The organism is Nocardia niwae NBRC 108934 = DSM 45340 (assembly GCF_001613465.1).
Classification (GTDB): domain Bacteria; phylum Actinomycetota; class Actinomycetes; order Mycobacteriales; family Mycobacteriaceae; genus Nocardia; species Nocardia niwae.
Window position 1 is genome coordinate 20,761 of record NZ_BDCK01000061.1, and the last position, 7,948, is coordinate 28,708.

9 protein-coding genes and 1 tRNA gene are annotated in these 7,948 nt (G+C 68.8%); 5 read left to right on the forward strand and 5 right to left on the reverse strand.

Annotated features, from left to right (window positions below):
• The first annotated feature begins 3 nt into the window (after window positions 1-3).
• The 3 genes from NNI01S_RS32225 (at window position 4) to NNI01S_RS32235 (ending at window position 2,305) form a co-directional block, all read left to right on the forward strand.
• Window positions 4-510: a mycothiol transferase gene (locus NNI01S_RS32225; protein ID WP_063025212.1), complete on the forward strand. Its 507-nt coding sequence runs from the start codon at window positions 4-6 to the stop codon at window positions 508-510.
• 451 nt (window positions 511-961) lie between these two features.
• Window positions 962-2,167, forward strand: coding sequence for a DNA polymerase III subunit delta' (locus tag NNI01S_RS32230; RefSeq protein WP_063025232.1), 1,206 nt, complete (start codon window positions 962-964; stop codon window positions 2,165-2,167).
• A 62-nt stretch (window positions 2,168-2,229) separates the two neighbouring features.
• Window positions 2,230-2,305, forward strand: a tRNA-Thr gene (locus NNI01S_RS32235).
• A 461-nt stretch (window positions 2,306-2,766) separates the two neighbouring features.
• Here NNI01S_RS32235 and NNI01S_RS32240 read toward each other — a convergent pair.
• The 3 genes from NNI01S_RS32240 to NNI01S_RS32250 form a co-directional block, all read right to left on the reverse strand.
• On the reverse strand, window positions 2,767-3,168 hold the full coding sequence (locus tag NNI01S_RS32240) for a PPOX class F420-dependent oxidoreductase (protein WP_063025214.1): 402 nt from the start codon (window positions 3,166-3,168) through the stop codon (window positions 2,767-2,769).
• Window positions 3,169-3,343: 175 nt separating this feature from the next.
• Entirely contained in the window at window positions 3,344-3,820 is a 477-nt protein-coding gene (locus tag NNI01S_RS32245; protein ID WP_063025216.1) for a hypothetical protein, read from the reverse strand.
• 251 nt (window positions 3,821-4,071) lie between these two features.
• Entirely contained in the window at window positions 4,072-4,644 is a 573-nt protein-coding gene (locus NNI01S_RS32250) for a TetR/AcrR family transcriptional regulator (RefSeq protein WP_063025218.1), read from the reverse strand.
• Between the two features lie 352 nt (window positions 4,645-4,996).
• Between NNI01S_RS32250 and NNI01S_RS32255 the strand changes: the two genes are divergently transcribed.
• Window positions 4,997-6,244 carry an MFS transporter gene (locus tag NNI01S_RS32255; protein WP_063025220.1) on the forward strand — a complete coding sequence of 416 codons (1,248 nt, stop codon included), beginning with the start codon at window positions 4,997-4,999 and terminating at the stop codon, window positions 6,242-6,244.
• Here the strand turns inward: NNI01S_RS32255 and NNI01S_RS32260 are convergent.
• Complete coding sequence (locus NNI01S_RS32260; RefSeq protein WP_063025222.1) at window positions 6,229-6,675, reverse strand: SRPBCC family protein; 447 nt, start codon at window positions 6,673-6,675, stop codon at window positions 6,229-6,231. The two genes, NNI01S_RS32255 and NNI01S_RS32260, sit on opposite strands and share 16 nt — an antisense overlap.
• A gap of 13 nt (window positions 6,676-6,688) precedes the next feature.
• On the reverse strand, window positions 6,689-7,045 hold the full coding sequence (locus tag NNI01S_RS32265) for a VOC family protein (protein WP_063025224.1): 357 nt from the start codon (window positions 7,043-7,045) through the stop codon (window positions 6,689-6,691).
• Between the two features lie 115 nt (window positions 7,046-7,160).
• Between NNI01S_RS32265 and NNI01S_RS32270 the strand changes: the two genes are divergently transcribed.
• On the forward strand, window positions 7,161-7,948 hold a 788-nt coding region (locus tag NNI01S_RS32270; protein ID WP_063025234.1), incomplete at its 3' end, for an AraC family transcriptional regulator.

Consider the following 7,948-nt stretch of genomic DNA (forward strand, 5'->3'; position numbering starts at 1 on the left):
GCCATGAGTACTGAACAGGAGCGCGAGGATCTCGTCGCGATGCTCGCCGACCAGCGTGCGATTTTCCGTATCACGCTGCGCGGCATCGACGACGAACAGGCGCGGCGGCGGACCACGGTGAGTGAACTGACCCTCGGTGGGCTGCTGCACCACCTGGTCAGCTGCGAACGGCACTGGACGTCGGTGATCGTGCAGCGGGACGAGCACGCGGAACTGGACGTCTCGAAGTTCGCCGGAGAGTACGTCATGGCGGCGGAGGAGACCGTGGCCGGCCTGCTGTCCACCTGGGACGAGGTCGCCGCCGCGACAGCCGAGCTGATCCGCACGGTGGACAGCCTCGACACCTCGATCCCGACTCCGACGGCGCCGTGGGCCCCGGAGCGGGTATGGCAGTCGGTGCGCACCACCGTGCTGCACATCCTGCGGGAGATCGCGCATCACTCCGGGCACGCCGACATCATCCGCGAGGCGTTGGACGGGGCGAACAGCACGCGGCAGCGGGCGTCTTAGCTCGACCAGGGTTGTCGTGGGGGCAGGTCGGCTTGCCGGACCGGCCGGGAGATCGGGCGACGAGCGGTGTCGAAGGCGCTGTCCAGCGCGTCACCGACCGCGAAATGCTCTTCGGGCGGGCGCTCCGCTGTCCCGCCTGCTCGCGCGGCCGGTCTCGCCGGGAGCCGATCCGAGTAGCGATCGGTTTCGGTTCACCGAACGGCGGGCGGGGACAGACGACGGCTCCCCGCGTCGACGGCCGCTCCGGGTCTGGAGCACACCTCGGCTCGCTGCCGACACGAGATGGGGGCGCACCTCGATACGCGGATCTCATCGAGACTGGATTCCGGCGGAGCCGCACGGCTGTCGGTATCCGGGACCCGGGGTGCGGGGCGTACGCACATTGCCGTTCTGGGTAGGACCGTCCGGCGTGGGCCCGAAACTGTCGGGACGGGCCGATAGGGTGTACGCCGTGGCGGGAGTCTTCGATCGGTTGGTCGGCCAGGAGGCGGTCGAGTCCGAGCTGACGGCTGCCGCCGTCGCGGCGCGCGGGGGCGCGGTCGAGGGCGCGATGACGCATTCCTGGTTGTTCACCGGCCCGCCGGGGTCGGGCAGATCCGTCGCGGCACTGTGTTTCGCGGCGGCGTTGCAGTGCACCGACCTGGGCACGCCTGGGTGCGGGAGGTGTCATGCCTGCACCACCACCATGGCGGGTACGCATGGCGACGTGCGCCGCGTGGTGCCGGAGGGCCTGAGCATCAGCACCAAGGAGATGCGCGAGATCGTGCAGGTGGCCTCGCGTAGGCCGAGCACCGGGCGCTGGCAGGTGGTGGTCGTCGAGGATGCCGACCGGTTGACCGAGGCGGCAGGCAACGTGCTGCTCAAGGTCGTCGAGGAGCCGCCGGACCGGACGGTGTTCCTGCTCTGCGCCCCTTCGGTGGATCCCGAGGACATCTCGATCACGTTGCGCTCCCGCTGCAGGCACGTGCACCTGGTGACGCCATCGGTCCCTGCCATCGCACGGGTGCTGCACGAACGCGACAATCTCGACGAGAAGACCGCGACCTGGGCCGCTTCCATCAGCGGCGGACATGTCGGCCGAGCCCGCAGGCTCGCGACCGACGCGGAAGCGCGTGCACGCCGTCAGCGCGCGCTGGCCTTGGTCACCGCCGTCGGCAAGCCCGGCGCGGCCTATGCCGCCGCCGACGAGCTGGTGCGCGCGGCCGACGACGAGGCCAAGCAGATGAGTGCGGCCCGCGACGAACGCGAGCGCGAGGAACTCGCGACCGCGCTGGGTGCGGGCGGCACCGGCAAAGGCGCGGCGAGCGCCACCCGCGGCTCCGCCGGCGTGCTCAAGGATCTGGAGCGACGGCAGAAGTCCCGCGCGACCCGTACCGGCCGCGACGCCCTCGACCGCGCCTTGATCGACGTGGCGGGCGTCTACCGCGACGCACTGGCCGTCCGATTCGGGGCCACCCGGCTCGGCTCCGGCGTCGCGCTCACCCACCCCGATCTGTCCGACGAGATCCACGACCTGGCCGACCGCATGCGTCCCGAAGGCCTGCTGCAATCCATCGAGGCCGTTCTCGCCTGCCGCACGGCGCTCGACCTGAACGTCAAACCCCGTTTCGCTCTCGCCGCCATGGCCGCCGCCCTCATCGCGGCCCGCGCCCAGTGACCGTGACCACCCGTTTTCGCGATCCGGCTGCGAGACGATAGACTTCCCTGGCCGAAAGGCACGCCGCCTTAGCTCAGTCGGTAGAGCGCTTCACTCGTAATGAAAAGGTCGGGGGTTCGATTCCCCCAGGCGGCTCCAGGAAAAGCCAGGTCAATGGCGGTTCCGCTACGTTGGAACGGGCCTGGCGTTATCCCCGCATCTCAAGGTGACGTGTCTTCCGGCAACGGGAGGTTTACCGTGGCGCGGCTGGATCTGGTTCGCCCCGGCGATGCACTGCTGTTCCACACCCGCAACGACCACCCGTCACCGCCTACCTCTGGGACAAGAACGCCTGGCAGCCCGGACGCCGTCTTGATTGGCTGTTGCGCCGGGGCTTCACCCTTTGTTCACGAAAGGCCCGATGCGGACCCCGAACTGCTGCGGGCCTACTGCGGCAGTGCGGTCCACACCTGGCAGGCAAGCGCCTGGGTCCCCTGTCTCACGCCGGCATCTCCTGGAAGCTGCAGGACGGGGTGCCGCTGTTCGTCGCTGACGCGGTACTTTCCGCTGACTACCAGACGGCTGGGGACGGTCTTTCATGTGGGATCGCCCACGACGCTTCATTGCTCGGCGGCGCGACTGATGAAGTCGAAGGATCCGCCGTCGATGCCCCAGGAGATGATCCGTTCGGGGTGGATGCGGATGACCGCGCGTTCCTGGGGTGGGAACGGTGGCTCCACGTCGTCGAGTGCCTCGGCCGTGCCGCGTACCTCGATGCCGCGAATCACGTATGGCTCCACGGAGACCTGCTGGTCGATGACGAACGACACCCGGCTACCCGCCTCGACATTGCGGTACTTGCGACTGGCACGCATCCGCATGCCTCCGATGTCGATCGTGCCGTCGGCGTTCACCCGATAGCTGGTCGGGTTGTTCTGCACAACGCCGTCGGGCGACACCGTGGCCAGCCGACCGATCCCGGCCTCCGTGAGAAACTGCAGTTCATTGCTGGTGAAGGTCATGTCAGATACTCCTCGGTGAATTCGATCTCGGATGTTCTCCGGCGATCAGCCGGAAGTTGTCGGGCGCGGGAAGCGCAAGCTGTCGCTTGCCGCGTCGGCGGTCCAGCGGGACCGCCACATCGCGGTGCACCGACGACCTACGCAGGTGCGACACCGCCTGCCCAGTGCTCTCAGATCAGAACAGAATCAGCGCGGCGCACAGTCCGGCAATGGCGATGAACTGCAGAGTGACCCGGTACTTCAGGATGCTGTCCCACTTGTCCTGCAGCGCACGGGCATTGGCCGGAATGATGCCGCTCTGCGCAGCGGCGGTCTGCTGGGAATTGATCGGCTTGGCGACGCGGACGTAGAAGGCGAGCCAGGTGAGCAGTGCCGCCACGGTGATCCCCGCCGCGACAGCGGCGCCGATCTGCCCGGCCAGCAGCGCGATCAGCAGCGTGAGTACAGCGGTGACCACGCCGACCACACCGACAACCGGCATGCGCTTATCGCCGTAGTAGTGACCCCAACCCGCGCTCACGGTCACGGCCGCATCATCGAGTTTGCGGTACACGGAGCGGGTGATCACGGCCACGCTGACGTCGGTGCCATAGACGATGGCATTGGAGAGGACGGCGGCGGCGGCAATGATCTGGCCGGTAACAATGAGCATTTCGGCTTCCCTTCCAAAATCTAGCAACGTTAGAAACTAGAGCAACGATAGCAGTGGGTTGCTATCTTGTCTAGCCTTGCTAGGAAGGGGTCGCCACGGTGGGATCGGCAAGCTACCGATGCTTTTTCCGGCCAAGCGGACGCTGTCGCCGGCAAGTCGGTCACCGAACGCCGGCGGATCTTCGGCCTGCCGGTTCCCCTGGTGGCGCCGGGCTCATCGGCCGGGTCGCGGAGACCGAACTCGGCGGCGGTCTACCGGGTCCACTGGTCGAGCAACACCGCGAGGCGGGCGTCCCGCTGAGTCGGCCGCAGACGTCCGCCGCGGTCCAGGGTCGCCAGGCCGTGCAGGGCGCTCCACCCGACCTCGGTGAAGGTCTCCGGATCGTGCTCGCCCGCGAACGGTGAGAAGGCGGCGAACATGACGGCGAACGCGTCCCGCAGTGGCTGCGAGGCATTCTCGCCGAACGCGAGGTTCACCTTCATCAGGAACATCGCGTCGTAGAGCGCGGGCCGCGTGGTCGCGAAGTCGAGGTAGGACCGCGCCACCGCCGCCAACGCCGCGCGCGGCTCGCCGCCTGCGGACTCCAACGCCGCGCGGCTCCACGCGGCCATCTCCGCGATGCCTTCCTCGGCGACCGCCGTGACGATCTCGTCCTTGCCCGCGAAGTGCGAATACAGCACAGGCTGGCTGTATTCGATCCGTTCCGCCAGTCTGCGCACGGTCACCGCGTCCCAGCCCTGCGACTCGGCCAGTTCCCGAGCGGTGTCGATGATCAGCCGGTGCCGTTCGGCGCGTTCCCGTTCTCGTCGCGTCTGGGTCGTCATAGATCGACTGTAGCACTGCTCGACAAACTAGTGCTACTAGATCTAGCGACGCTTGTCAAATAGAAATGGACCCCGTGGTCCGCCTCGCCCCCGGCTTGTCGCTGCTAGGAGCCGCGTTCCTCCGGCGATCGTCCATCAGCGCAACCGCAGGGTAAGTGAGTGCTTCTCGGACGGAAGCGCATCCACCGCGTTGCGCGCGCCCGGATTCCCCCGGCTCGTACCAGCCGGACCATGGGCGATCTCCCGACCGCGTCGCGCAGCGCGGTATCGCGAATACATTCGCGGACGAGGAGGGACGGTGTCGTCTTTTTTCCGCCGGAACCGTGAACTCGGGATTCCTACTGTCGGTGCGATGGAAAGCGAACAGATTCCGGAGGCAGGGAATGCCGAGTTGCGCGTGCCTGTCGTGTGGTTCATGGCGCTTGCGGCGGCGCTCGGAACCGCGAGTGTCTATGTCTTGCAACCGGCTGTCGCCGAGGTCGCCGGGTCGCTGCGCACCTCTGCGGCGGTGATCGGCGCCGCGTTGGCGTGCGGGCCGGTCGGCTATCTGACGGGGTTGGTTCTGCTGGTGCCGCTGGCCGACCGGTTCGCACCCCGGGCCGTGGTCTCGGCGCAGTTCGCGGCGCTGGCGGTTGCCTGCGCCGGCGGCGCGGTGGTGGGTTCCCCCTGGGTCCTCGGAGTCGTCATGGGTGTGGTCGGGGCGGGGTCGGCGGTCGGCGCTCAGCTGAGTTCGGTGGCCGGGCGTTTCGCGCAGCCTCGTCGGCGGGCCACGGTCCTGGGGATCGTGACCGCGGGCATTTCGGCCGGAATCCTCGCCGGGCGCATCGGCGGCGGCTGGCTCACCGATGCGATCGGTTGGCGCGCAATGCTACTCGTATTCGCTGTGCCATGTGTCGCGGTCGCGGCGGTGTCCTGGTCCACCCTGCCCGCAGCACGGGGCCGCACGTATACCGGGTATCTGGATACGGTGCGTGGAATTCCCCGGCTCTTCGCCCGCTTCGCGGCACTGCGCTGGGCGGCGGCGCGGGGAGCGCTGTGGTTCTTCGCCTTCTGTGCGATCTGGGCGGGCCTGGCGGTGGCGCTGTCGCAGCCTCCGTACTCGTATTCGCCCGAACGGATCGGCCTGTACGCCTGCGCCGGACTTGCCGGCGTCCTCGCCACCCGGATCGCCGGCGGATGGACCGATCGGGTCGGGCCGCGGAGGGTGATTCTGGTGGGACTCGCGCTCGCCCTGGTCCCGGCGGTCGTTCTGGGCGTCGCACTCTCGAACACCGCGGTGACGCTGACCTGTCTCGGTCTCTTCGATGCCGGACTGTTCGCGGCCCAAGTGGCCAACCAGAGCACGGTTCTGGCCATCGACACGTCCGCGCCCGCCCGCTTCAACAGTGCCTATATGTCCGTGTACTTCATCGGGGGCAGCCTGGGCACCGCTTTCGGCGCCGCCGCCGTCGGCTGGTTCGGCTGGCCCGGGCTGACCGCTTTCGCCGCGGTGGCCACGGCCGCGGCGGCCGTAACCACCCTGGCCGAGCGGCCGCGGGACCGAGCGGAGAATCCGGACGACCGTCGGCGGCGGCCCGCGGCCACTCAGCCTGCTCGTTGAGCGCCGGGCGCGCCTGGGCTGTCCCGGGATCCCGCTGTCTCCAGTGCCCGGCGGATGGCAGCCGATCCCTGCTCGACGAACTCGGCCATCGGCGCGGCGAGAGTCTCGGGTAGGACGTCGGTGTGCCATACGAACAGGGTCGTTCCGTCCTTGCCGGGCAGCGCCTGCATCGAGGCGTGGTGATGGGAGGGGTGCAGGCTGCCTCCGACGACGGAGTACGCGACCCGGCGGCGCACCGGATCGAGGTCGACGAGCCGTTCGGCGACGACGGTGCCGTCTGCGAAGGTGACGGTGCGGGTGTCCGCGTCGAGCCGTGTATCGGTGACGAAACCCGGTGCGAGGCGCTCGTGCACGGCGCCGAAATCGCTGAGCACCTCCCATACCTGCTCGGGGGTTGCGAAAACGTCGAATTCCTTGTGAATGGATGCCATGAGTCCCCCTCGGTCAGGCCGCGGCGATGCAGAAAAGGTGTCCTTCGGGATCGGCGAGAACCGTCCACTGCCCCTGCCCCGGCTGGAACTCGGGTACGGTCGCGCCGAGGGCGAGCAGCCGCCCGGTCGCGCTCTCCACATCGGCGACGGTGAAGTCTAGGTGGGCGTGCTTACCGGCGTCGGGCCAGCCGGGGCCCCGGTAGCCATCGATCCGCTGGAAAGCGAGCTGGATCGGGCCCCCGCCCAGGTAGGCCGAATCGTCGTCGATATGGGTGATTTCCCAGCCGGTGACGTGGCGGTAGAACTCCGCCATAGCCTTCGGCGCAGCGCAGTCGATGATGATCGCGGCGAGTTCCGCGTGGACGGTCATGTCGTGGTCTCCTGATGTGGTCGGTTGCCCGTCCAGCATCCGTGCCGAACTGCCCGCGCGTCTTGAAGATCTTTGCGTGGCAGTTTTCGTCGTACCCCCGGCGTACGGTCCGCAGGTGCTGTCCACAACGACCCTCGCCGCCCGGCCGGAGTTCACCGTCACCACGGTGACCTGTCACTCCGACCACACCGGCTTCTCGGCCCCGGAAGCCCGCGCCGACCACCGCCTCGTGCTCGTGCGCCGCGGCCGGTTCCGGCGACAGTCCGACGGCGACCGCGCGGACCTGGACCAGACAGTCGGCTACCTGGGCGCACCGGGTGAAGAGGAACGGTTCGCCCATCCGGCCGGTGGCGACGTCTGCACCGCGGTGACCATCGCGCCCGGCCTGTGGGAAGGGGCCGCGAATCCGCGAGCGGTGTACGTCGATGCCCGTATCGAGCTCGCGCACCACCGGGTGCTCGCCGCCGCCCGAGGCGGCGACATCGATTACGCGTTGACCGAGGAGCTGGTCCGGCTCGTGGCGATCGCCGCCGGATGGCCGAGCCCCCGGCCGCGGCCCGCCGATCAGGCGCTGGCGGCAGCGGCCCGTGCGGCGATCATCGACGGCGCACCGGAATCGGCCGGGCTGCGGTCCCTGGCGACACTGCTGAAGGTCTCGCCGTATCGGCTGAGCCGGGTCGTCTCGCAGCACATGGGCCTGTCGCTGACCCGCTACCGCAACCGGGTACGCGTCGGCCACGCCATCGAACGGCTCACCGATGGGGAAACCGGCCTCGCCGACCTGGCCGCGCACCTCGGTTTCGCCGACCAGGCGCACCTGACCCGCACCGTCCGCGAACATCTCGGCCACACCCCCACGGTGCTGCGCCGCCTACTCGGCGAGGACCACCCAACCACGCTGAG

Bases quoted from the DNA above. Each gene is read 5' to 3' on its own strand.
- NNI01S_RS32245 (WP_063025216.1), bottom strand. From the start codon at position 3,820: ATGCTCATTGTTACCGGCCAGATCATTGCCGCCGCCGCCGTCCTCTCC.
- NNI01S_RS32240 (WP_063025214.1), bottom strand. From the start codon at position 3,168: ATGACCTTCACCAGCAATGAACTGCAGTTTCTCACGGAGGCCGGGATC.
- NNI01S_RS32225 (WP_063025212.1), top strand. From the start codon at position 4: ATGAGTACTGAACAGGAGCGCGAGGATCTCGTCGCGATGCTCGCCGAC.
- NNI01S_RS32255 (WP_063025220.1), top strand. From the start codon at position 4,997: ATGGAAAGCGAACAGATTCCGGAGGCAGGGAATGCCGAGTTGCGCGTG.
- NNI01S_RS32260 (WP_063025222.1), bottom strand. From the start codon at position 6,675: ATGGCATCCATTCACAAGGAATTCGACGTTTTCGCAACCCCCGAGCAG.
- NNI01S_RS32265 (WP_063025224.1), bottom strand. From the start codon at position 7,045: ATGACCGTCCACGCGGAACTCGCCGCGATCATCATCGACTGCGCTGCG.
- NNI01S_RS32250 (WP_063025218.1), bottom strand. From the start codon at position 4,644: ATGACGACCCAGACGCGACGAGAACGGGAACGCGCCGAACGGCACCGG.